19 protein-coding genes, 1 tRNA gene and 1 pseudogene are annotated in these 22376 nt (G+C 35.1%); 4 read left to right on the top strand and 17 right to left on the bottom strand.

What is annotated here, in order from left to right:
* Window positions 1–22: 22 nt before the first annotated feature.
* The 8 genes from argB to fahA form a co-directional block, all read right to left on the bottom strand.
* Window positions 23–808, bottom strand: a complete 786-nt coding sequence (gene argB, locus ACXX8U_RS07000; protein ID WP_458565227.1) for an acetylglutamate kinase — start codon at window positions 806–808, stop codon at window positions 23–25.
* Window positions 809–884: 76 nt separating this feature from the next.
* Complete coding sequence (locus ACXX8U_RS06995) at window positions 885–1826, bottom strand: N-acetylornithine carbamoyltransferase (RefSeq protein WP_458565226.1); 942 nt, start codon at window positions 1824–1826, stop codon at window positions 885–887.
* Window positions 1827–1923: 97 nt separating this feature from the next.
* Window positions 1924–3063 carry an aspartate aminotransferase family protein gene (locus ACXX8U_RS06990; RefSeq protein WP_458565225.1) on the bottom strand — a complete coding sequence of 380 codons (1140 nt, stop codon included), beginning with the start codon at window positions 3061–3063 and terminating at the stop codon, window positions 1924–1926.
* Window positions 3064–3141: 78 nt separating this feature from the next.
* Window positions 3142–4119, bottom strand: a complete 978-nt coding sequence (argC, locus tag ACXX8U_RS06985; RefSeq protein ID WP_458565224.1) for an N-acetyl-gamma-glutamyl-phosphate reductase — start codon at window positions 4117–4119, stop codon at window positions 3142–3144.
* A 192-nt stretch (window positions 4120–4311) separates the two neighbouring features.
* A complete protein-coding gene (locus ACXX8U_RS06980; protein WP_458565223.1) occupies window positions 4312–5514 on the bottom strand; it encodes an argininosuccinate synthase in 1203 nt (400 codons plus the stop codon).
* 102 nt (window positions 5515–5616) lie between these two features.
* Window positions 5617–6240, bottom strand: a complete 624-nt coding sequence (locus ACXX8U_RS06975) for a GNAT family N-acetyltransferase (protein WP_458565222.1) — start codon at window positions 6238–6240, stop codon at window positions 5617–5619.
* A 465-nt stretch (window positions 6241–6705) separates the two neighbouring features.
* Window positions 6706–7890 (bottom strand): hypothetical protein, encoded by a 1185-nt coding sequence (locus tag ACXX8U_RS06970; RefSeq protein WP_458565221.1) that lies wholly within the window; start codon window positions 7888–7890, stop codon window positions 6706–6708.
* Between the two features lie 143 nt (window positions 7891–8033).
* Entirely contained in the window at window positions 8034–9317 is a 1284-nt protein-coding gene (fahA, locus tag ACXX8U_RS06965) for a fumarylacetoacetase (protein ID WP_210789754.1), read from the bottom strand.
* 108 nt (window positions 9318–9425) lie between these two features.
* On the opposite strand from fahA, the gene glyA reads away from it, so the two are divergent.
* Both glyA and ACXX8U_RS06955 read left to right on the top strand, forming a co-directional pair.
* Entirely contained in the window at window positions 9426–10700 is a 1275-nt protein-coding gene (glyA, locus tag ACXX8U_RS06960; protein WP_458565220.1) for a serine hydroxymethyltransferase, read from the top strand.
* A 135-nt stretch (window positions 10701–10835) separates the two neighbouring features.
* Window positions 10836–11429, top strand: a complete 594-nt coding sequence (locus tag ACXX8U_RS06955; protein WP_458565219.1) for a MiaE family protein — start codon at window positions 10836–10838, stop codon at window positions 11427–11429.
* Between the two features lie 115 nt (window positions 11430–11544).
* Here the strand turns inward: ACXX8U_RS06955 and ACXX8U_RS06950 are convergent, their stop codons facing one another.
* Window positions 11545–12114 (bottom strand): pentapeptide repeat-containing protein, encoded by a 570-nt coding sequence (locus ACXX8U_RS06950; RefSeq protein WP_458565218.1) that lies wholly within the window; start codon window positions 12112–12114, stop codon window positions 11545–11547.
* 215 nt (window positions 12115–12329) lie between these two features.
* On the opposite strand from ACXX8U_RS06950, the gene ACXX8U_RS06945 reads away from it, so the two are divergent.
* Window positions 12330–13373 (top strand): NAD(P)-dependent alcohol dehydrogenase, encoded by a 1044-nt coding sequence (locus ACXX8U_RS06945; protein ID WP_306262571.1) that lies wholly within the window; start codon window positions 12330–12332, stop codon window positions 13371–13373.
* Between the two features lie 78 nt (window positions 13374–13451).
* Here ACXX8U_RS06945 and ACXX8U_RS06940 read toward each other — a convergent pair whose 3' ends face one another.
* The 6 genes and pseudogenes from ACXX8U_RS06940 to ACXX8U_RS06915 all read right to left on the bottom strand — a co-directional run bounded on the left by ACXX8U_RS06940 (window position 13452) and on the right by ACXX8U_RS06915 (window position 18329).
* Window positions 13452–15605, bottom strand: coding sequence for a S9 family peptidase (locus tag ACXX8U_RS06940; protein WP_458565217.1), 2154 nt, complete (start codon window positions 15603–15605; stop codon window positions 13452–13454).
* A gap of 263 nt (window positions 15606–15868) precedes the next feature.
* Window positions 15869–15949: transfer RNA gene (locus ACXX8U_RS06935), tRNA-Tyr, on the bottom strand.
* 173 nt (window positions 15950–16122) lie between these two features.
* Window positions 16123–16509, bottom strand: a pseudogene (locus tag ACXX8U_RS06930) (peroxiredoxin family protein); the annotation flags it as partial.
* Between the two features lie 18 nt (window positions 16510–16527).
* A complete protein-coding gene (locus tag ACXX8U_RS06925) occupies window positions 16528–17292 on the bottom strand; it encodes a DUF4369 domain-containing protein (protein WP_458565216.1) in 765 nt (254 codons plus the stop codon).
* Between the two features lie 214 nt (window positions 17293–17506).
* Window positions 17507–17947 carry a KTSC domain-containing protein gene (locus ACXX8U_RS06920; RefSeq protein WP_210789734.1) on the bottom strand — a complete coding sequence of 147 codons (441 nt, stop codon included), beginning with the start codon at window positions 17945–17947 and terminating at the stop codon, window positions 17507–17509.
* A 136-nt stretch (window positions 17948–18083) separates the two neighbouring features.
* Window positions 18084–18329: a hypothetical protein gene (locus tag ACXX8U_RS06915; RefSeq protein ID WP_458565215.1), complete on the bottom strand. Its 246-nt coding sequence runs from the start codon at window positions 18327–18329 to the stop codon at window positions 18084–18086.
* Between the two features lie 86 nt (window positions 18330–18415).
* Between ACXX8U_RS06915 and ACXX8U_RS06910 the strand changes: the two genes are divergently transcribed.
* Window positions 18416–18970: a hypothetical protein gene (locus ACXX8U_RS06910; RefSeq protein WP_458565214.1), complete on the top strand. Its 555-nt coding sequence runs from the start codon at window positions 18416–18418 to the stop codon at window positions 18968–18970.
* A 28-nt stretch (window positions 18971–18998) separates the two neighbouring features.
* On the opposite strand, the gene ACXX8U_RS06905 is transcribed toward ACXX8U_RS06910, so the two are convergent.
* Together ACXX8U_RS06905 and ACXX8U_RS06900 are read right to left on the bottom strand one after the other, a co-directional pair.
* Complete coding sequence (locus tag ACXX8U_RS06905) at window positions 18999–19400, bottom strand: response regulator (RefSeq protein ID WP_458565213.1); 402 nt, start codon at window positions 19398–19400, stop codon at window positions 18999–19001.
* A complete protein-coding gene (locus tag ACXX8U_RS06900) occupies window positions 19397–22243 on the bottom strand; it encodes a PAS domain S-box protein (RefSeq protein ID WP_458565212.1) in 2847 nt (948 codons plus the stop codon). Before ACXX8U_RS06900 ends, ACXX8U_RS06905 begins: the two co-directional genes overlap by 4 nt.
* Window positions 22244–22376: the final 133 nt, after the last annotated feature.

Genomic DNA, 22376 nt, shown 5'->3' with positions numbered 1-22376 from the left:
AATAGTGCCGCTTCTTGGTGGTTTATAAGTTAATAGTGGTACAAATGGTTTTATTGTTTTGTAACATTTGGCGTTGGCCAATTTTGATGCTCTGCACACCTTGTTTTAAGCTGTTGAAGCAGTTGTCCAGTTTTGGAATCATGCCTGAGTGTATAGCGCCTTCTTGTTTTAAGTTGGCATACAAGCTTGCGTTTAGATGTTCGATTATCGAATCATCATCATTGCTATCAGCAAGAACACCTGCTTTTTCAAAACAATAATTTAAAGTTACCTCAAAATGTACTGAAAGTGCAATGGCCAATTCACTAGCAATAGTATCAGCATTTGTGTTGAGTAATTGCCCTTGCTTATCATGCGTTATAGCGCAAAAAACAGGTACAATTCCGGTATTTACTAGTGTTTGTAGCAAAGTCGAATTTACATGAGTAACATCACCTACAAAGCCGTAATCAATAGTGGGATGATTTCTTTTTTGTGATTGAATTAAATTTCCATCAGCACCGGTAAACCCCATAGCATTGATTTGGTTGGCTTGTAATTGTGCCACAATGTTTTTATTGATTTGGCCTGCATAAATCATCACGGCAACATCAAGCATTGCGGCATCAGTGATGCGTCGTCCATCAATTAAAACAGGAGTTAGGCCAATGCTCTCAGCCATTTTAGTAGCTGATTTTCCGCCACCGTGAACGAGTAGTTTAAATCCTTCTATGTTTGCGAAATCGTTTAAAAACAGCGCTAATTCGGTTGGATTGTCAATGATATTGCCACCTATTTTTATTATCGTTATCGGTTTTTTATTTTCCATTTAAAAAAGGTTCTGAGGTTCTCAGATACAAAATTTTTAAGGGTTTTGGGCTTTAGAACCTTTGCATCTAAATGCCTTATTTTTTTAATATTTTTTGCAAGACCAATTGTGCGGAATATGTTCGATTATTGGCTTGTTCAATTACAACAGAATTGGTACCGTCAAGTACTTCATCAGTGACAATTACATTTCTACGTACTGGCAAACAATGCATGAATTTAGCGTTGTTCGTCAGTTTCATTTTCTCTGAAGTGACTGTCCAATTTGTGTCGGAATTTGTAATTTGACCATATTCGTTGTAATTGCTCCAGTTTTTGGCGTAAATAAAATCAGCATTTTCAAATGCTTTGTCTTGATCATATTCAATGTGCGAATCTTTAGTAATTTCTGGATTGAGCTCGTAGCCTTTCGGGTGAGTGATTACAAATTCGGCATCTTGTAACTGCATCATTTCTACAAAAGAATTGGCTACAGCTTGAGGCAAAGCTTTAGGATGTGGTGCCCAAGTGAGTACTACTTTGGGTCGTGCCTTTGTTTTGTACTCGGCAATCGTGATGGCATCGGCCAAAGCTTGTAGCGGATGACCAGTAGCACCTTCCATATTGACAATAGGAACTGTAGCGTATTTTAGAAAACCTGCCATTACTGTTTCAGCATTGTCTTTTTCTTTGTCTTGCAAACCTGCAAATGCACGTACAGCAATAATATCGCAGTATTGTGAAACCACCGCTGCAGCTTCTTTGATATGCTCTGATGAACCAGAATTCATTATGGCGCCATCTTCGTACTCAAGCGTCCAACCTTCGCTGCTAAAGTTCATCACCATGACATTCATACCAAGGTTTAAGGCTGCTTTTTGCGTGCTCAAACGGGTACGAAGGCTTGGATTAAAAAACAACATTCCTAAGGTTTTATTTTTTCCTAGTTTTTTATTCTTTAAAGGTTTTTTCTTGATTTTTATGGCTTGTTGAACCCATTGGTCCAAATTATCTATGTCTTTAATTGAAGTGTAATTCATGGTACAATTGATTTAATTTTTTAAAATCGATTTGTTGTGCAATGTATTGATTTAATGTAATTTTTTACTTTAAGTAATTATTGTAATCAATTTATCCTTATTGCTTTAATTCTGATAATGATTCTTGTAATGCTTTGATAAAAGTATCTATTGCAGCAGTTGTGATTGTAAGAGGTGGCAAAATGCGTAATAAGTTTTTATTGCTTGATCCTCCGGTGAAAATGTGTTTTTCGATGATCATTTTCTTTCTCAAGTCATTGACGTCAAAATCAAACTCAACGCCAAGCATTAAGCCGCGTCCTTTTACTTTTATGATTTCTGGAATAACTTTGATGGCTTCCATAAAGTAAGCTTCGACCTTTTGTGCATTTTTCATTAAATGCTGTTTTTCGATGATATCTAAAACGGCAATACTAGCTGCACAGGCCAAATGACTGCCTCCAAAAGTAGTTCCAAGCAAACCGTAGCTCGCCTTAAAATGTGGTGCAATTAAAATTCCGCCAATAGGGAAACCGTTGCCCATACCTTTTGCCATGCAAATGATATCAGGTTGAATACCATGAAATTGATGTGCGAAAAATTTACCGCTACGTCCGAAACCCGATTGCACTTCATCTAAGATCAAAACCACATTATGTGCTTTGCAGGCTTTTTCTAAGGCTTGAAAAAAGTCTGTGGTTCCCATGTCAAGACCACCAACTCCTTGAATTGGCTCAATAATTACGCCTGCAACATCGCCTTTGGCCAATTCGGCTTCAACAAGTTCGATTTGGTTGAGTGGTAAAAAAGTAACCACTTGTTGCGCATTAATTGGTGCTACAATTTTTTTGTTATCGGTAGTAGCTACGGCTGCTGATGTACGGCCGTGAAAGGCATTTTCAAACGAAATAATTCTAGACTTTTGCGTATGAAAAGAAGCCATTTTTAAAGCGTTCTCGTTTGCCTCGGCACCGGAGCTGCATAAAAATAAGCTATAATCCGTATAGCCAGACATTTGACCGAGTTTTTCAGCTAATTCAACTTGTAATGGATTTTGAATAGCATTTGAATAAAAACTCAATTGAGCAAGCTGTGCGCTAACTTTAGCTACATATTCTGGTTGGCTGTGGCCAATAGAAATCACTCCGTGGCCAGAATATAAATCTAAGTATTCAATTCCTTTGTCGTCAGTAATGATACAATCTAGGGCTTTTACGGGAGTAATTGGATATAATGGGTAAACGTCAAATAAGTTCATTTTTTTGTGTTTAAATGGTTTAAGGTTTAAAGTTTCAAGTTACTCGAGAGGCTTGAAACTTGAAACTTGAAACAAATTTTAGAATCCTGATGGTTTTAATTGTAAACCAGTTGTTTCATTAAGGCCAAACATTAGATTCATATTTTGAATGGCTTGTCCTGAGGCTCCTTTTACAAGATTGTCAATTATAGATGTGATTAATAGTCGGTCGCCTTTTTTCATTAAACTGATAATGCATTTGTTGGTTTGTACCACTTGCTTCATGTTGATGTTGGTTGTGGTGATGGTAACAAATGGGTGTTCTTTATAAAAGGTTTCGTATTGTGCTACTATTTCTTCTAAACTTTTAGTACAATGGGTGTACAACGTTGCAAATATTCCGCGTGGGAAATCTCCGCGATTAGGAATAAAAAGCAACTCTTGACTGAAATTTTCTTGTAGTGAAGCTATACTTTGATTGATTTCTGCAAGATGTTGATGTTCAAAAGCTTTGTAGTGCGACATGTTGTTGTTTCTCCAGCTGAAATGACTTGTTTCTGATGGACTTACACCTGCGCCTGTGCTTCCCGTTGTGGCGTTGATGTGCACTTCGGTTGTAATTTGATTGGCTTGCGCCAAAGGCAATAAGGCAAGCTGAATTGCGGTGGCAAAACAACCTGGATTTGCAATATAGCTGGCAGTTTTGATTTTATTTTTTTGCAATTCTGGCAAACCGTACACAAAGGATTTGTTTTGAAATAGTTGATCAGCATGCAATCTAAAATCGTTACCTAAATCGATTATTTTGGTGTGATTTGCAAATTGATTAGCTTTAAGAAAAGCTTTTGACTTGCCATGTCCGAGACATAAAAAAACTACGTTGACGTTTGGATTTATGACATTGGTAAAATGTAAATCAGTATCGCCTAATAAATCATGGTGTGCTACCGAAAGCGGTTTACCAGCATTTGTAGTGCTGTAAACAAAATCGATAGTAGCATACGGATGGTATAGTAAAATACGAATGAGTTCGCCTGCTGTGTAGCCTGATCCTCCTATAATTCCAATTGTTATCATAATTCTATTTTTTGTCCTTGGCATTTTTGCCTATTTGAGTCTTGTAGCGTTGCAAATGTGTTGTTGTATTCCTGCGCGTGTGCGTGAGGGGTAGCAGCGGTATCCTTTTGTGAGGCTTTTGCCGAGCAAAAGATAAAGCGGATGACCCGACCCGTAGTTTTTACGAAGGGTCACGCCCAAAAGAATAGCATTTTAATCCTCGTACGTCAATTGGTTTACCGATGAAAAGATGTTTTGCGCGTTACCTAATATTTTGATGAATCCTTTGGCATCATCCGCGGTCCAAGCATTGTTCATTTCGCCGTATTGACCAAAACCAGTGTTCATTAAATCGTTTTCCGACTCGATGCCATCAAGCGAAAAATGATAGGGTTGCAAGGTCACGGTCACAATTCCGTTGACAGTTTTTTGGGTGTCTTCAAGAAAAGTTTCGATGTTGCGCATTACGGGATCAAGAAATTGACCTTCGTGAAAAAGCATGCCGTACCAATTGCCTAGCTGTTCTTTCCAATATTGCTGCCATTTGCCCAAAGTGTGTTTTTCGAGCAAGTGGTGCGCTTTGATGATGATCATAGGAGCCGCAGCCTCGAAACCAACACGACCTTTGATACCAATAATGGTGTCGCCTACGTGGATGTCACGGCCGATGGCGTACGCGCTGGCAATTTTTTCGAGAGTGACGATATTGTTTGATGGTTTGTCTGAAATGCCGTTCACAGCAACGAGTTCACCTTTTTGAAACTCTAATGTTACTTTTTCGTGCCCTTTTTTTACTAATTGAGAAGGATAAGCCTCGCTTGGCAAAGGTTGTCCTGAAGTAAGGGTTTCTTTTCCACCTACGCTTGTTCCCCAAAGACCTTTGTTAATAGAATATTGAGCTTTTTCCCAAGAATAATGTACGCCGTTTTTGGCTAAATAATCAACCTCTTCTTGACGCGAAAGTTTTAAGTCACGAATAGGAGTGATGATTTCAATTTCGGGAGCAATAGTTTGAAAGATTAGATCGAAACGAATTTGGTCATTTCCGGCACCTGTACTTCCATGTGCAATTGCGGTAGCTCCTACAGATTTGGCGTATTTTATGGCTTCAATAGCCTGAAAAACACGCTCAGCACTTACAGAAAGTGGGTAGGTATTGTTTTTCAAAACGTTACCAAAAATAAGGTATTTGATGGCCTTGTTGTAATATTTATCTAAAATGGTAAGATTGGCGTGTTTTGCACTACCTAATTCATATGCTCTTGCTTCGATAGCTTCCAATTCAGCCTCATCAAAGCCTCCAGTATTGATAAGTACGGTGTGTACTTCAAAGCCTTTTTCGTTTTTTAGATATTTTAAACAATATGAGGTATCTAATCCGCCGCTATAGGCTAAAACTACTTTTTTATTTTCCATTTGTGTTTTATTTTTTGTTGGGCTATTGCCGCTTAATGTCTGTTTTTTCTGGGTGCTGTTTTAATTTCACAGCTTACTTTTAATTCTTTAGGAGTGAACCTTTTAAAAAAGTTTTGGTAAAAAGAGCGCTTGCTTTATTTTTTTTAAACGGTTCCAAATCCGGACATTAAAGTCGTGTTTTGGTGGAATCTTAGGTTTCTCTGCAGGGTCATACAACATACCAGTGCAAAGGCACATTTTGTATTCTTTACTTTTTAAAATTTCAAAATTAGTACAGGTTTTACAGCCTGCCCAAAAAGTTGGGTCATTGGTCAACTCTGAAAAAGGTACTGGTTTGTAACCTAAATCCGAATTGATTTTCATCACCGCCAATCCTGTTGTAATACCAAATACTTTGGCGCCAGGATATTTTTGTTGTGAGTAGGTAAACACAAAAGTTTTGATTTTTTTAGCCAAACCATGATTGCGATAATCTGGGTGCACTATTAAACCAGAATGCGCTACAAATTGGCCGTGTTGCCAGCTTTCGATATAGCAAAATCCTGCAAAATTGCCGTTTTCAATAGCAATTACAGCATCTTTGGTTTCCATTTTTTTCTGGATGTACTCAGGCGTTCTTTTGGCAATACCAGTGCCTCTCAGCAAGGCTGAAAGTTCGATGGTATCGCAAATTTCTTGCGCATATTTATAGTGTTCTTCCTGAGCAGTTACAATAGAAATATTCATTTCAAAAGCTGAATTTTAGAGTTAGAAAAGGAATAAAAAATTGGATTGGTATCAATGAAATAATACCTAAGAATTAGGTTTATTGCAAATAAACAAGCGTAACTTATTGTATTTGAATAATTTGTAAATAAATCATGAGTTGGTATTGGATGCGAATATCCAATAGGTTTTTGAGATAAAATCAAAACGAGAAAAATGAAATATGAATACTAAACGAACAACGTGGAGACTATACAGATAGCGTCCGTACTTCGGGTGAAGTAGCAGGTGTGTTTGTCCGTGACAATGTAGTATGTAAACTTGTCTGATTCATTGCTGCAAAAGTACACTTATTTTTAAAAGTGAAACCTATTTTTTTAAAATCTAACAAATTTTTAATGGTATGTTTAATTTTTGGAATAAAAAAAAACTCCTTGATATTTGTTTATCAAGGAGTTGTAATTTAACAAGTTTTTGTTTTATATTTTAATTTCGAAAGCGATTTCTTGTAATAATGTCTTTTAATTTCGCTTTTAAGTCCTCGCCAGAATCATAAACCATCTGTTCGCTGCTTGGAAAAGGCACTGCCCTGCGATCAAAATAGGAGAAATAGTTGTCGTCAGAAGCACGACGATCACCTTTGTAAGTGGCGTAAATATTCTCGAAAACATACTCACTCGCCAATGGAAAAGATTGTAAAAGTTGGTTAGATCGTAAGTTTATATAATCAATTTTGGCTGTGACTTGACAAGCTTTGAATTGTTTGAATTCGTAAATTCTAGCATTAACCGTAACTAAATTGTCAACCATAACAGGTTTTCCTTTTTCGTCTAAGACTTCTTTCCCGTTTGCATCAATGAGTTTTTTAACGCCATCTTTAATTACGCGTTCTTTAACAAATTCACGTTCTTTGATTTGTTCTGGTGAAATATTTATTTGTCTAAAATTGATCAACATGCCATAATCGTAAGTTAAATTTCTGACTTTGTTACTGTGATATACGGTCCATCTGTCGTTCAATCCCAATGTACTGAAATCTAATAAATCATTTTGTAAACGAACCGGAATGATCATGTTGGTTTCGTTTTTGGTGTAAACATGCACATAGTCGGCGCCTTTTGCTAGGCATTCGTCCATTAAATCAACTGTATTTTTGTAGTTGGGATTGATTTTGTTCAAATACTCTAAATCATCATATGCTGCACGATACTTCATTTTATCAGGTGTTCCCATTAGCTTTTTAGCATTTCCAAACAAATAAGCAGAAAGCGCGTTCTTACTGTCTACCAATTCATCATTGTAATTGTCTAAAGGAAATATGGCATTGCGTCCTTCTTTCAGTAGTTTCAATGGTAAAATGGGTTTAATTAACTCCTGACGTTGGTTCAATTGTAAGTAAATGTTGTAAATTTTTTCTAACTGCGCAGGATTAGCCTCTTTTACGAGTAAATTAATGGTGTTTAAATCGCGTTCTTTAGCTTTCGCAAATGCCTCTTCAAGCATATAAACGTAATCCTGTTTGCCTTTTTTGTCTTTATTACTGCGTAAATTCGATACGGCATTTTCGATAGCTTGATCATAATTGCCTGAACTCAAAGCGTTTTGTGTTTGTTTGACTCCACAAGCTGTGGTAAGAACTATAAAAGCGATTAGGAGAGTAATTTTTTTCATAAGCGGATGATTGAGTTCTTAATTGATTACTATTTTGATTGATAATTAGGTTGTTTCAATTTGGAAAAATTCAAATATAGTGCCAAAAAAAACCTAACAAAATAAGTTAATTGTTAGGTTTGATTTTTTAGTTTGATGATTTTTTATTGACGAACAAATGGCGGTAATAATTTACTTGAAACTTCACCAAAACCGATACGTACTTGTCCGTTTTGACAGAAACCTTTCATGATAACAGTGTCGTTATCGTTGATAAATTTACGTTCAGTTCCGTCGCTCATTTTTAGGGGGTTTTTGCCTCCCCAAGTAAGTTCTAGCATCGATCCAAAGCTATCTGGAGTTGGTCCTGAAATGGTTCCAGATCCCATCATATCTCCTGAATTGACGCGGCAACCGTTGCTAGTATGATGAGCCAATTGCTGGCACATGCTCCAATATAAATATTTGAAATTAGAGCGAGAAACTACAGTTGCTTCAGCATTTTCTGGTTGTATAGCTACTTCTAAATTAATGTCAAACGAGTGCTTTCCTTTTTGCTGTAAATATGGCAATGGTGTTGGCTCTTGTTTTGGACCTTTGGTTCTAAAAGGCTCTAGAGCATCCATAGTTACGATCCACGGTGAAATAGAAGAGGCGAAATTCTTCGCTAAGAACGGTCCAAGTGGCACGTATTCCCATTTTTGAATGTCGCGTGCGCTCCAGTCATTTAATAAAACCATTCCAAAAATATAATCCTCGGTCTCGGTAACCGGAATATTTTCGCCCATGATGTTAACATCAGTGGTGATAAAAGCGGTTTCTAATTCAAAATCAACAGAGCGCGAAGAGCCAAATACAGGAGTGGTTTCTCCGTTTGGTAAAGTTTGTCCCATTGGTCGGTGCACCGGAATTCCAGATGGCACTATCGAAGAGCTTCTTCCGTGATAACCTACAGGAATGTGCAACCAGTTTGGTAACAAGGCATTTTCTGGATCGCGGAACATCTTTCCTACGTTGGTGGCGTGCTCTTTACTAGAGTAAAAATCAGTATAATCACCAATAAGAACCGGCAATTGCATTTCGACATCTTTTATGTCAAAAATAACAATATCTCTGTCTTTCGGATTGTTTTGCAATTTCGGATTATTGACATCAAAAATGTCTGCAATTCGGTTTCGTACCAAACGCCATGTTTTTTTACCATCCGAAATAAAATCGTTCAGAGTATCTTGCATGAACATATCATCGGTCAATTCTATACCTTCAAAATAGTTCAATTGTTGTAATGCACCTAAATCAATGGCGTAATCGCCAATTCTTGTTCCCACTGTTACGATGTTCTCTTTAGTAAGGAAAACTCCGAAAGGTATATTTTGAATAGGGAAATCGCTGTTTGAAGGTACTTCAAGCCATGATTTTCTATTCGTATCGTTAGCTGTTATTGGCATATTTTGTTAATTGTTTTGTTAAAAAATTACTCATCAAATATATTATAATCTGAGTACTAAGCAAACGTTTTTTTGTATTTTTGCATCAAATTAACGAAAATCAAAAAAATGCAACGCGACGAACAAATTTTTGACCTTATTCTTGAAGAACAAGAAAGACAAATTCACGGATTAGAACTTATTGCATCAGAAAACTTTGTAAGTGACGAAGTGCTTGAAGCAGCAGGATCTGTATTAACCAACAAATATGCTGAAGGATACCCAGGAAAAAGATACTACGGAGGTTGCGAAGTAGTAGATGTGGTAGAACAAATTGCAATTGATAGAGCTAAAGAATTGTTTGGTGCTGCTTACGCAAACGTGCAGCCACACTCTGGTTCTCAAGCCAATACTGCTGTTTTTCATGCTTGCTTGAAACCAGGAGATAAGATATTAGGTTTTGATTTGTCGCACGGTGGACATTTAACTCACGGATCACCAGTTAATTTTTCTGGACGTTTGTACTCTCCTTCTTTTTATGGAGTTGATCCTGAAACTGGACGTTTAGATTATGATAAAATACAAGAAATAGCTACCAAAGAGCAACCAAAATTAATCATCGCAGGAGCTTCGGCTTACTCACGTGATATGGATTTTGCTCGTTTTAGAGAAATTGCTGATAGCGTTGGCGCTATTTTGTTAGCAGATATCTCGCATCCAGCGGGACTTATTGCAAAAGGATTGTTGAGTGATCCAATTCCACATTGTCATATTGTAACTACAACTACGCACAAAACTTTACGTGGTCCACGTGGAGGTTTGATTTTGATGGGTAAAGATTTTGAAAATCCGTTTGGTTTAACTACTCCAAAAGGTGAGATCAGAATGATGTCTTCATTACTTGACTTAGCTGTTTTTCCTGGAAATCAAGGTGGTCCTTTAATGCACATTATTGCTGCAAAAGCAGTAGCATTTGGCGAAGCTTTGCAAGATGAATTTTTTACTTATGCTTTACAATTGCAAAAAAATGCAACTGCTATGGCGGAAGCTTTTGTAAAAAGAGGGTATAAAATTATCTCAGGCGGAACTGATAATCATATGATGTTGATCGATTTACGAAACAAAAACATTTCTGGTAAAGAAGCTGAAAACGCATTGGTTAAAGCTGAAATTACAGTAAATAAAAACATGGTTCCTTTTGATGATAAATCACCATTTGTAACTTCTGGAATTCGTGTAGGTACAGCTGCAATTACCACTCGTGGTTTGGTTGAGGCGGATATGGAAACTATTGTTGACTTAATCGACAGAGTTTTAGTTGATCACACCAACGAAGATGTTATCGAACAGGTAGCAAATGAAGTAAACGAAATGATGAGCGAGAGAGCTATTTTCGTTTATTAAATTTTTGTTTAAAGTTTCAGGTTAAAAGTTTAAAGTTTTGTGTTTACGGAATGGTATCGCAAAATTTTAAACTTTTTCAGTTCTAAGTAAAACTTGAAACATGAAACTAATTTTAAAACTTGAAACCAATTTAAAATGGGAGTATTACGATTGCAATTGCCTACTGACCCAAGATGGGTGAATATTGTAGAAAAAAATATAGAGGAAATCCTAACAGATCATGCTTGGTGCGAACAAAAAGCGGCTACCAATGCCATTACGATTATTACCAACAACTCAGAGCATCAGGATTTGGTTAAGGACTTATTGGCTTTAGCCAAAGAGGAGTTAGATCATTTTGAACAAGTGCATAACATTATTATTAAAAGAGGTTTAACACTTGGTCGTGAGCGCAAAGACGATTATGTGAATGAGCTATATATGTATATGAAAAAAAGTATCGATGGCAGCCGCGTTTCCGGTTTGGTAGAACGATTACTTTTTTCGGCAATGATTGAAGCAAGAAGTTGCGAGCGTTTCAAAGTACTCTCCGAAAATATTCAAGACGAAGAATTGGCCTTGTTTTATAGAGAATTAATGGAAAGCGAAGCAGGTCATTACACCACTTTTATTACCTATGCTCGTAAATACGGAACAGGAATAGATGTAGAAAAGAGATGGAGAGAATGGCTGGCTTTTGAAGAATCTGTAATTGCTAATTACGGTACAGGTCAAACTATCCACGGATAATAAATCTTTTGAATGCTTTTTTAATAAGCATTATTTTTACAGATTATAATTTTTAAGAACCAAATAGAATCAGTTTAGCGGTGTTACTGCAATGCAACTGATTCTATTTGGTTTTTTATTGCACAACAATATCATAGTGTTGTAACAATCCTTTTACGTTAGCGCTACTAAATACTGCTTTGGTAATTTTAGTTTTTTGAGGATTGATAGCAAAATTAAAACTACTTGCAAAATGAGCCTTACAAAGATTGGCTTGCGCAAACTCAGCGCGGTACAAGTCGCATTTTTCAAAAATGGCAGCAGTCAAATTGGCTTTCATAAAATCGACAGCAACACAACTGCAATTGGTAAATAGGGTTTCTTTTAAATTCAAATCGTAAAACTGTGAGAAATCTAAAATACAATTTTTGAAGGTAATTTCAAAAATCAGTCGATCGCACATGGCAAAATTGACTTCTACAATTTTACACGACTCAAAAGTAACTGTTCGTAGTGCAACATGGTTGATTTTTGTTTTGTTGAACGTACAATTAGTAAAATTACAGTCAATAAAAGTCACATCGATAAAACTACAGGCAGAAAAAATACAATTCGTAAAAGTACACGATTCGAACTCTTGAAAGTTCAATTCTGTTTCACTAAATATTGTATCTAAAAAATGTTGTTCTACCGTGTATTTAGCCATGCGGAAGTATTACTGATTTATATTTTATTGGCTAAAATTACTCAAAAAAACCTTATCAACTTAAAATGGGAGTGAGGGTGTTACCTTTATTTTTAAACATCTGATAAGCAGTTGTTCAGATTTGTGACAAAGTGAACGATTCTTAAAAAACGTTAAAAATCAGTATTTAATGGTGGTTTATGTGTAAATTTAGAACTTAATTAAAAAGAAAAAATATGATACCATCAAAAGGTTACGCGGCTCAAAGTGCCACTTCAGATTTAGCTCCTTGGAATTTTGAAAGAAGAACATTAGGGCCGCATGATGTACAATTTGATATTCAGTTTTGTGGAGTATGTCACAGTGATTTACATCAAATAAAAGACGATTGGGGAGGTTCAATTTACCCAATGGTTCCCGGTCACGAAATAGTTGGTAAGGTTGTACAAGTAGGAAGTCATGTTACCAAGTTTAAAGTAGGAGATATTGCTGGTACAGGATGTTTAGTAGATTCTTGCAGAAGTTGCGACAATTGTAAAGAAGGTTTAGAGCAATATTGTTTAAAAGGACGCACAGATACTTACAATGCTTTGGGTCAAGATGGGGTAACGCCTACTTACGGAGGTTACTCGGATACTATTGTAGTGCATGAAGATTTTGTATTGCATATTTCGGAAAAACTAGATTTAGCTGCTGTTGCACCATTATTGTGTGCTGGAATTACAACCTATTCTCCATTGCGTCATTGGAAAGTAGGGAAGGGACATAAATTAGCTGTTTTAGGTTTAGGTGGATTAGGACATATGGCTGTTAAATTCGGAGTTTCTTTTGGTGCTGAAGTTACAGTGTTGAGTACCTCTGCAAGTAAAGAAGCAGATGCTAAAAAATTAGGAGCTCACAATTTTGTGGTAACATCAGATGAAGCGCAATTAGCCAGTGTGGCTGGGACTTTTGACTTTATTTTAGATACGGTTTCTGCACCACACGATCTTAATCTGTATTTGTCATTGCTTCGCGTAAACGGAGTTCATATTTGTGTTGGAGTGCCACCTACGCCTTATCAAGTGCATGCTTTTAGTTTGATTGGTGGTCGACGTAGTTTAGCCGGATCATTAATTGGTGGATTGCCAGAAACGCAAGAAATGTTAGATTACTGCGCAGAACACGGTATTGTATCAGAAATTGAAATGATTGATATCAAAAATATTCATGAAGCTTACCACCGTATGGAAAAAGGGGATGTTCGTTATCGTTTTGTAATTGATATGGCTACTTTATAAAAAAGGACGCTGCATTAAAATAAAAAATCGCTACCAGCAAATTGTTGGTAGCGATTTTTTTTGTCTGTGTACTTATAATTATTTAGTTAAAAAACGTTGAAAAAACTCGTAAGTTCTCAACATTTGATCCATGCGTTGTCTGTTATCGCCATTACGAGTAATCTCGTGTGTAGCTCCAGGATGAACCACAAATTCTACCGGGCGGTCTAAAACTTTTAAACTTCTAAACATCATTTCGGCTTGTACAAATCCTGTTCTACGATCGTTACCGCCGTGAAAAATGATAAAAGGCGTTGTAATGTTTTGTACGTAATTAATTGGCGATTCACGAGCTAGTATTTCTTTAACTTTTGGTTCCCAAGGATAACCTCCAAAATAATTTGGCACCAATCGCCATGCATTTCCTTCTCCAAAAAATGTATTCAAATCGTATACACCTCTTTGAGCACAAGCCGCTTTAAAACGATTGTCATGACTGATGATCCATGCTGTTAAATATCCAGCATAAGAACCACCAGTTATGAATAAATTAGATTGATCTGCCCAACCTTCGGCAACAGTTTTGTCTAGAGCTGTTAAAACATCACTTGCAGGTCCTTTGCCCCAATCATTAACATTGGCTCTTAAAAAATCAAGGCCGTAACCTCCAGATCCACGCGGATTGCTGTATACTACGCCATATCCTTTGCTACAAAAATATTGGTATTCATGCCACATACTTTCTTCACCTGGTCCCCACATGGCTGATGGTCCGCCGTGAATTTCTAGTAATAAAGGCGCTTTTTTACCGCTTATGCTTTGAGTAGGTTTCATAACCCAATATTCAACGGTGAGTCCTAACTCGTTGACAAAACTTTTCTTTTCAGGATAAGATAGTTTTTTAGTTGAAACCCAATTGTTGAATGTACTTACTTTGTTTTCTTTCTTAAAATTGGAATCAGCAGTGTACAATTCTGATGGATTACTCACTTGAGTTTTACTGTAAAGAAAACCATCTGCAACTAAATCATAACTTGATATTCCTTGATCTGCTGCCGATAAAGCTTCAATTTTTTTAGATGATAGCGCAATTCGGTGTAAAACGTTCCCACCGTTCATTTGCGATGTAAAATAAAGGAATTTGTCGTCCTTGCTCCATTTTAAATTAGAGATGTTACGGTCAAATGGAATCGTTTGAATTGATTCTGGCCCACCGTTCAATGGCATAATTGATAAAGTTGGAATGCTCACGAATGAAGTTGCTCCTGATAAAAATGCAATCCATTTTCCAGAAGTACTAACAGACGCATTGCTGTAGCGTTTTCCGTTCTCGCCTAAAATCATTTTGAAAGTACTACCGTCAGTGGTTACTGTAAATAATTCACTTTCTTGTGAACGATCAGGATTTTCGATATTATCTACATCGCCAGACAAAAGTATTTGAGTTCCAATTGCGATGTAATCTGCTGATGAAAAGCTATAGAATCCGCTGGTAATGGCTTTTGGAGTACTATTTGTTTTTGCATCTGTCTCAAAAAAGTGATTAAAGTTAATTTCAGATGATAAATTACTTTCGCTTTGAAAGTTTAACTTGTTTAAAACAATGGCTTTTTTATCAGTAGCGTTTTGGTTCAAATAGGCTCTTACTTCGGCTAATGATCCGTTCGGATTGGCTTTGATTTTAGTATTGGCTAAATAATCATTTGATGTAAAACCAGGTTTTTCTGTATTCCAACTTGGAACTTCTTTTTTAGGATTTAAAATGGAGTCTTTTAAGATTTCTGCTAACGAAATACTAGCTGAAAAAAGTATTTTGTTGCCGTCAGGCGACCATTTTGGGTTATTGGCACCATATTTAAAATTTGTAAGTTGAGTGGCCTCACCGCCATCCATATCAAGGACAAAAATTTGCGTTTTATCTTTTACGAACCTTGTAAATGCTAGTTTTTTTCCATCCGGACTCCATGCAGGTCTGGAGGCCCCATTTTTATCCGATGTAAGTTGCTTTAAAGTATTTTTACCATCCTTTGTCCACGTGTAAATTTGAGTACGATAAGTGTAGTCTAACGAACTGTTTTCGTCGTTTTCAATAGAAGTAACAGTGAAGGCGGCTTTTTTGCTATCAGGAGAAGTTGTTATACTATTTACTGTTTTTATTTTTAGTAAATCAGTCAATTCAATCCGATTGCTTTCACTTTGCGCTTGAGCAAAATGTATTGGAATGAACAGTAAAAGGGTTAGAATTTTTTTCATAGTTTTTTTGTTTATTAATCGGCTTGTTGAAGCTGGTTTTAAAAGACCTAAGTTAATTATTCTTCGGCAGGAATCAAAATTCCACTGAGAATGTAATTGGACTTTGAGCTAAACTACCAGTATTTTTATGGAGATGTTTAAAATCTTATGAAATCATAAAATTTAGTGCTTTGTTATCGTATTGAATTAACTAGAATTTTTAAAAGGAGATGAAAAAATTACAAGTATAAAAAAAGCGCTTCAGTATGACTGAAACGCTTTAGTGGGGAGAGCAGGATTCGAACCTGCGAAGTTTTCACAGCAGATTTACAGTCTGCCCTCGTTGGCCGCTTGAGTATCTCCCCAAGACTTAAACAAGTGTACTTGTTTTGCTAACCGGGTGCAAATATAGGAACTGTTTTGATGTTTCCAAACAAAAAATGAACTTAATTTTGTACTTTTTTTTAATGTATTGGTAGTGAATAAAATAAAAAAATCTCCACGAAGGAGATTTTTTTATATGTTGCTTTTTCAAGCGTTATTTCTTTAATAATTCGATAACTTTTGCACGTAGTGCATCGCCTCGAAGATCTTTTGCAACTACTTTACCAGAGGCATCTAGTATAAAAGTAGCCGGTATGGATTGTACTTTATACTGTGCAGCTATTGGCTCATCCCAAAATTTTAAGTTGGAAACGTGGGTCCAAGTTAAATTGTCTTTTGCAATGGCTTCTTTCCATGCTTTAGCATCTTTATCTAAAGAAACACCAACAATATTTAATCCTTTACTATGGAGTTCTTTGTAAAGAGCAACTACATTTGGGTTTTCTTTTCTGCATGGTCCACACCATGATGCCCAAAAATCAACAATAGTTACTTTTCCTAAACTTTCTTTTAAGGAAATTACTTTCCCTTCTGGATTAGGTGCTGAAAAATCTGCTCTTCAGTTAGCAGCTGGTGCAGCAGGAGCAGGAGTTGCACCAACAGCAGCAGGAGCTTTCATTTCAGCTAATTTAGTTTTAATAGCTAAACCTGGTTTCGTTTTTTTCAATGATTCATCTAAACCATTGTACATTTTTTCAGCCTTAGCTACATCCATACTAGGGTCATTCAACATACCTTGCACGATTAAAGCAGAAATGAATGATTTTGGGTGTGATTCAGCATAAGAGTTGTATTTTGCTTTTGATTTTGCGCTAACTTCTTCTTGAATCTTTGCAAATTCTCCCATTAATTGGTTAATGACAGTTTGGTCATTTTTTTGCTGCGCTGCTTGCATTGCAGCCATGTTTTTAGTTTGGAAATCCATTAGTGGTTTTTGCACTTTTGTAATTTCTTCGTTAAAAGTCATGAATTCGTTATTATTATACGTTCCTGAAACTTTTGATTTTTGAATGCTGTCTTTGTTAATCTCAACTACAACTTCAGCATTTTCAAGAATAAAAGGAATTTTTGCTTGTGCACCTTCTAATTGAAGTGTATAAAATGCAGGTTCTGTAATGTTACCTTTCATTTCAAATTTACCGTTTTCAACTTTTACAGTATCTTTGGCTAACATCATTCCAGTAACATCTTGAGTTTCTAAAATGATTGTTTTGCCATTGTCAATTCCTTTGGCAGTTCCAGTAATTAAGTACTCATCTTTTCCTACTTTACTACATGAAATAAAAACAAGAGCTGCTGAAAGTAATAAAATTATTTTTTTCATTATTAATTAGTTAATTGAGTTATGGTTGCAAAAGTATTTAAAAATTGTAAAATAAAAATAATTTTTGAACCTAATTTTTTGTTATAATTCACTATTTATTCTGTATCTAAAAGTCAAATTATCAAATTGTATGCTTTAGAAATTACAATTTATAATTAAAAAAAAAGCATTCTTATTTGAAATAAGAATGCTTTTATATATTATTTTGTAAACCTTAGTCTTGGTTTGTTGTTTTTCTCCAAGTATAAGCGTTTAAAATGTGTCTTTTAGCAAAACGACCCGGTGAGTCAGCATTTACCATTTTCACATAAGTTGCTTTAGGTACGCTAATGTATTCGTATACACTACCGTTAGAGAAATTAATGATTAATCTACCGTCAACAAATTTATAATCTGTAATGGTTGAAGTAGAAATAGTTTCAGTATACTCAGGTAAATTAGCTTTAATAGTTTCTGGGTTGATACTAACAAGGAAATGGTAAGCTTCAATAATCTTCTTACTGTTTTCCTCTGCTGCTTTCAATCCAGCCTCGTCACCTTGAAACTTATCAGGATGCGCTTCTTTCATCGCGTTGCGATAAATGGTTTTTAAATCTTTCAGCTCTGCAGTTTTGTCTACATTAAGCAATTTGCGGTATTCAACTATTTTTTTCATAAATATGTAACTACTTGTCTTTTAAGATGAAATGAATAGGTCTTGATTTCAAAATCGACAATTTTTTGCAAAGGTACACTTTTTTTTATTTTTGACGTTTGTCACCTAAAAAATTAGTGTAAAAGTTTAGTTTTCTTTACTGTTGTGGTTTATGATTGGCTTTGTCAAAGTTTTTTGACTTTTTAGGATACTGTGAATGACTGATATCACTTGGGTTTTCAATTACAGATTTAATGGTAATTAATTCTCCCAATGTGTGTTTCAATGCCATTTTATAATCAAGAAGATAAATGCCGCAAAAAAAATTATTTTTATCGTCCTTCTCCATGATTCCGGTGTAAATTCCTTTTTGTAATATCTTATCGTCTTGAGATTTCGTCATGTTTTCGTTTTTAATTTTCAGGTTGCAAAGTTATGCAAATATCCTTAGCTCTGTTTTATTTTATAAGATGTGTGTACCTTTGTCCAATGAATTCTAATTTTAAACCACGTCCGGGATCATTTAAAAATACATTTTGTGTTTTTACCGAAGTCGAATTGACAGCAATTGATGATTTAAAAATTCAATATGAAAGCAAAGCAGGTAGTACCTATTTTTACACTAAAGAAGGAATGTATCGCTATTCTAATCATTGGGGGCGGCTTGCAAATAGTAAGTGGCGTTTAGAACAGATGAATCCTGAGTCAGTATCAAAAAGAAAGCTTGGTTTTGCTAAATGGGATTCCTTCTATCCGGATATTGCAACAGATAAATTATATTATTTAGAAGCTAATTTTGAAACAAAAACAGTGCAATATCAGCATATTAATAATCCTTTATATGATAAAAAAGCAGTAGTAAGGAATAGTTTTGATACAAGAAAACGTATCAAACAAGTTCGTAACTTGTTTGAGTTGGAATCTTGGTCTAAATATTTTGATGAGGAAGACATTGATCTACTTCGAAAAAAAATAATAACAAGGTTAATTGAAACAGATAAAGGGTTAGATGAAATAAAAAACGAAGTCAAGTTAGAAAACTAAACTTCGTTTTTATCTTTCCAATATACAACTACTCGTCTTTTGAAGCAATTAATAGAAGATCATTAACTGATATTGGTTTAGAAATGTAACCCAAAATGTCATTATATTTTTTCGATTTACTTTTGTCTTCTACAGCAATTGAAGAACTCACAATGTAAACCGAAAATTCTTTTTGAATTTGTGGTTTTATTGCCGTTAGTTCTTCCATAAATTCCCAACCGTCCATTACAGGCATGTTGATATCAAGTAAAATAATGTCAGGAATTGTATTTTTGTTTTCTAGAACTTGATACACAATGTTCATAGCTTCTCTGCCATTTTTAAAGGTAGTTACCTCTGAAAACATATCAGATCGCTGGACTATTTTATTGGCGATAATTTGATAAATCGGGTCGTCATCTACAATCCATATTGATTTTTTTGTGATCATTTTATATAAATTTTAAATGTTGTACCAATATTTGGTTCACTTTCTACTGTAATGTTTCCACCCATTGCATCAATTTGGTTTTTTGTTATGAATAAGCCAATTCCTCGAGCATCGGCATGTGATGTAAAAGTTTTGTACATACCAAAAATTTTATCTGCGTTTTTAACCAAATCAATCCCAATTCCGTTATCTGTAATTTGAATGACTTTCTTTTTTTGTTCTTCGTGTAGGCTAATTGTAATCGAGGGCTGACGCGAATGATCTCGGTATCGAATAGAATTAGATATTAAATTAAATAATATACTTTCTAAATATGCCGGATTGTATTTAATGAAAACGTTGTCAGGTATTTGATTTTGAAAGATAACATTTTGTGTTGAGATTTCATCGGATAATACATTAGCTGCTCTACCAACGTACTCTTTTAAATTTACAGTTTCAGATATCAGCCCGATATTATTTCGAATATTAATTACCTCATTCAAATGCAACATGGTTTCGTTTAAGGAATCGCTAGCAGATTTTAGTAATTCCATCATTTCTTGGCGCTCATTCTCCGATTCTGACGATTCTATCAATGCTATAACGGAGGCTATATTGCTAGTATGCGATCGTAAGTTATGTGAAACTATATAAGAGAAATTAAGTAATCGCTTATTTTGTTCGCTTACTATGGTGAACGAATTATTTAATTCATCTTGCGCTTGCTTTGTTTTGGTGATATCAATCATAATACCGCGCAAGCTGACAGCTTTTCCGTTTTCGTAGATAATGTTGACAATATCCCTAAGCCATACTACAGTACCATCTTTGGCTATCATGCGGTATTCAAAGTCATGATCTTCACTTTGTAAGGTTTTTGCTTGACAGTATTCTTGTACCCACTCTTTATCTTCCTGATAAATATGGTCCCTCCAAAAATAAGGCTTTGACAACCATTCCTCGGGTGTATAGCCTAATATATCCTCTACTTTTTGACTTACAAAATTAAATGTAAAAGTGCTAGCATCACATTCCCATACAATTCCGTCAATGGTATTGATTAACGATTCTACTTTTTGTTTGGTTTCGAGGATGATTTTATCAGAAATAAGCCGTTCGGTAATATCTTCACTAGAAACAATTACCCGCTCAAAACTTTTTTTGTTTCCTTTAATAACGTTCCATCTTAAATTTATATCTCTAAGATCGCCTTCTGCGTTTCTCATTTGAGTATCAATTGCAAACTGTTTTTTGCCTTGAGATATAGCGATTAAGCTTTCTATGAAATGTTGATGTGAATACGTATTTTTTAAAGCTGCTTGGTGCGAGGTTAGTTCTTCTTTGGTTTTAACTTTGTGCAATTTAATGCAGGCTTTGTTACAGTTAATAAGTTTGATCAAAGAGTAGCAGGTATTGACTACGTCTTGGTTGTTTGTAAAAAATTCAGCTAACAGTGTTTTGTTTTTTTTGTAAAGATTATTTTCTTTCAAATAGTGTTTAATAGCAGAAAAGTCCTCTTCTCGCAATGGTAAAGGAGAATCATCAAAAAGACTTTTAAAGCGAGTTTCATTTTTTTTAATTAAAAATTCAGCTTCTTTTTTTTGTGAAATATCTTCTACAATTGAAATAACCGAGTTTAATTTTTTCTCTTTTCTAAGTAAAGGTGAAACGGTCAAATGCACCCAAACAATTGTTCCACTTTTGGTAAAATATCTTTTTTCTACAGCATATTCATTTATTTGACCATTCATTAATTTCTCCAACATATGTAAATCAGATGCCAAATCTTCAGGATGCGTAATGTTTTGAAAGTTTTTCTCTTTCATTTCTTGCTGCGTATAACCTAAAATAGAGCAGAATTGGTTGTTGATTTCAATAAAATTTCCAGAATTGGCATCCACATGAGCAATACCGAGCGCTGCTTGATCAAAAATAGACTGAAATTTAATTTCAGAGTCCAATAATTTAGTTGCTTGCATAGTAACCAAAGACCGCAATTCTCTTGGTAAATTCAGTAATCTGTACAATAAAAAACTGAGCAAAGCAGCAAGTATAACCCCTACAATTCCAGGAATTAGAATTTGGGAATACAAAGAATTTTTATTTTTGGAAATTAGGTATAATTTCCAGTCCCCATCTGAGATTCTAGTTGAAATATTATAATGTTTTGAAAAATTAGCGTTTGCAATTGGCAAATAAAAAACTTCTTTTTGGAGTGTAGTGTCAAATTTTGAGAATTGAAAATAATATTTTGAATTATCAATGTTTTTAATCCCTGAAATATCTAAAAAGGTATCTAGTTTAATAACTACAGCAGAAAATCCCCAGAATTTATTTTTGTAAAAAATAGGAAAACGCCCTACAATTCCTAAACCACCTTGGCGCAATTTCAAAGGCCCTGCAAAATAAATTTTACGGTTTGCAATAGAACGTAGGGCTTCATTTTTTAAATAAGGGTCTGTTAATATATTTACATTAAGCGCTGCTTTGTTCTTCTCTAAAGGATAAAGATATTTGATTACTCCATTGGGCACCAATTGCAGAGCAAATATCGATTTGTTAGATTCCATTAATCGTCGGCTTACGTACTCGAAATCTTTGGGAATCCCTTCATCATCTATCGAAAGCGCCAATGTGAGGGTTGTTGTGGTATAATTTTTAAGAGATTGCTCAATGTTTTGATGCACAACCTGAAGGATATTGTTCATTTCTCTTTGGTCGTGCTCTTTTAATAATTGGTATTGCTGATGCACAACGTAAGCTGCCAAAACCGTCAAAAGCAAAAATGTTAGAAGGCTGGTGCTAACAGGTCTTTCTAAAAACCATGTAATGAGCTTATTGTGTTTTTTGTCAAAGTTCATGTATTTAAATATATGTTAACAAAGCCTAAGCATTCAGCAACTAAATATAAGAAAAATATCTATTATGACGTGCAAGATAGAGAATTAAATTTTCTGACGACTGTTTTGTAGGAGTAAAAAAGTAATTTTTAAA

The sequence above is a fragment of the Flavobacterium sp. GNP001 genome (genome assembly GCF_054343775.1).
This window is presented reverse-complemented; position numbering and strand designations above follow the sequence as displayed.

Bases quoted from the DNA above. Each gene is read 5' to 3' on its own strand.
- argB (WP_458565227.1), bottom strand. From the start codon at position 808: ATGGAAAATAAAAAACCGATAACGATAATAAAAATAGGTGGCAATATC.
- ACXX8U_RS06910 (WP_458565214.1), top strand. From the start codon at position 18,416: ATGAATTCTAATTTTAAACCACGTCCGGGATCATTTAAAAATACATTT.
- ACXX8U_RS06925 (WP_458565216.1), bottom strand. From the start codon at position 17,292: ATGAAAAAAATAATTTTATTACTTTCAGCAGCTCTTGTTTTTATTTCA.
- ACXX8U_RS06900 (WP_458565212.1), bottom strand. From the start codon at position 22,243: ATGAACTTTGACAAAAAACACAATAAGCTCATTACATGGTTTTTAGAA.
- ACXX8U_RS06945 (WP_306262571.1), top strand. From the start codon at position 12,330: ATGATACCATCAAAAGGTTACGCGGCTCAAAGTGCCACTTCAGATTTA.
- ACXX8U_RS06970 (WP_458565221.1), bottom strand. From the start codon at position 7,890: ATGAAAAAAATTACTCTCCTAATCGCTTTTATAGTTCTTACCACAGCT.
- ACXX8U_RS06940 (WP_458565217.1), bottom strand. From the start codon at position 15,605: ATGAAAAAAATTCTAACCCTTTTACTGTTCATTCCAATACATTTTGCT.
- ACXX8U_RS06975 (WP_458565222.1), bottom strand. From the start codon at position 6,240: ATGAATATTTCTATTGTAACTGCTCAGGAAGAACACTATAAATATGCG.
- ACXX8U_RS06980 (WP_458565223.1), bottom strand. From the start codon at position 5,514: ATGGAAAATAAAAAAGTAGTTTTAGCCTATAGCGGCGGATTAGATACC.
- ACXX8U_RS06950 (WP_458565218.1), bottom strand. From the start codon at position 12,114: ATGGCTAAATACACGGTAGAACAACATTTTTTAGATACAATATTTAGT.
- ACXX8U_RS06920 (WP_210789734.1), bottom strand. From the start codon at position 17,947: ATGAAAAAAATAGTTGAATACCGCAAATTGCTTAATGTAGACAAAACT.
- glyA (WP_458565220.1), top strand. From the start codon at position 9,426: ATGCAACGCGACGAACAAATTTTTGACCTTATTCTTGAAGAACAAGAA.
- ACXX8U_RS06990 (WP_458565225.1), bottom strand. From the start codon at position 3,063: ATGAACTTATTTGACGTTTACCCATTATATCCAATTACTCCCGTAAAA.
- ACXX8U_RS06905 (WP_458565213.1), bottom strand. From the start codon at position 19,400: ATGATCACAAAAAAATCAATATGGATTGTAGATGACGACCCGATTTAT.
- ACXX8U_RS06955 (WP_458565219.1), top strand. From the start codon at position 10,836: ATGGGAGTATTACGATTGCAATTGCCTACTGACCCAAGATGGGTGAAT.
- argC (WP_458565224.1), bottom strand. From the start codon at position 4,119: ATGATAACAATTGGAATTATAGGAGGATCAGGCTACACAGCAGGCGAA.
- ACXX8U_RS06995 (WP_458565226.1), bottom strand. From the start codon at position 1,826: ATGAATTACACTTCAATTAAAGACATAGATAATTTGGACCAATGGGTT.
- fahA (WP_210789754.1), bottom strand. From the start codon at position 9,317: ATGCCAATAACAGCTAACGATACGAATAGAAAATCATGGCTTGAAGTA.
- ACXX8U_RS06915 (WP_458565215.1), bottom strand. From the start codon at position 18,329: ATGACGAAATCTCAAGACGATAAGATATTACAAAAAGGAATTTACACC.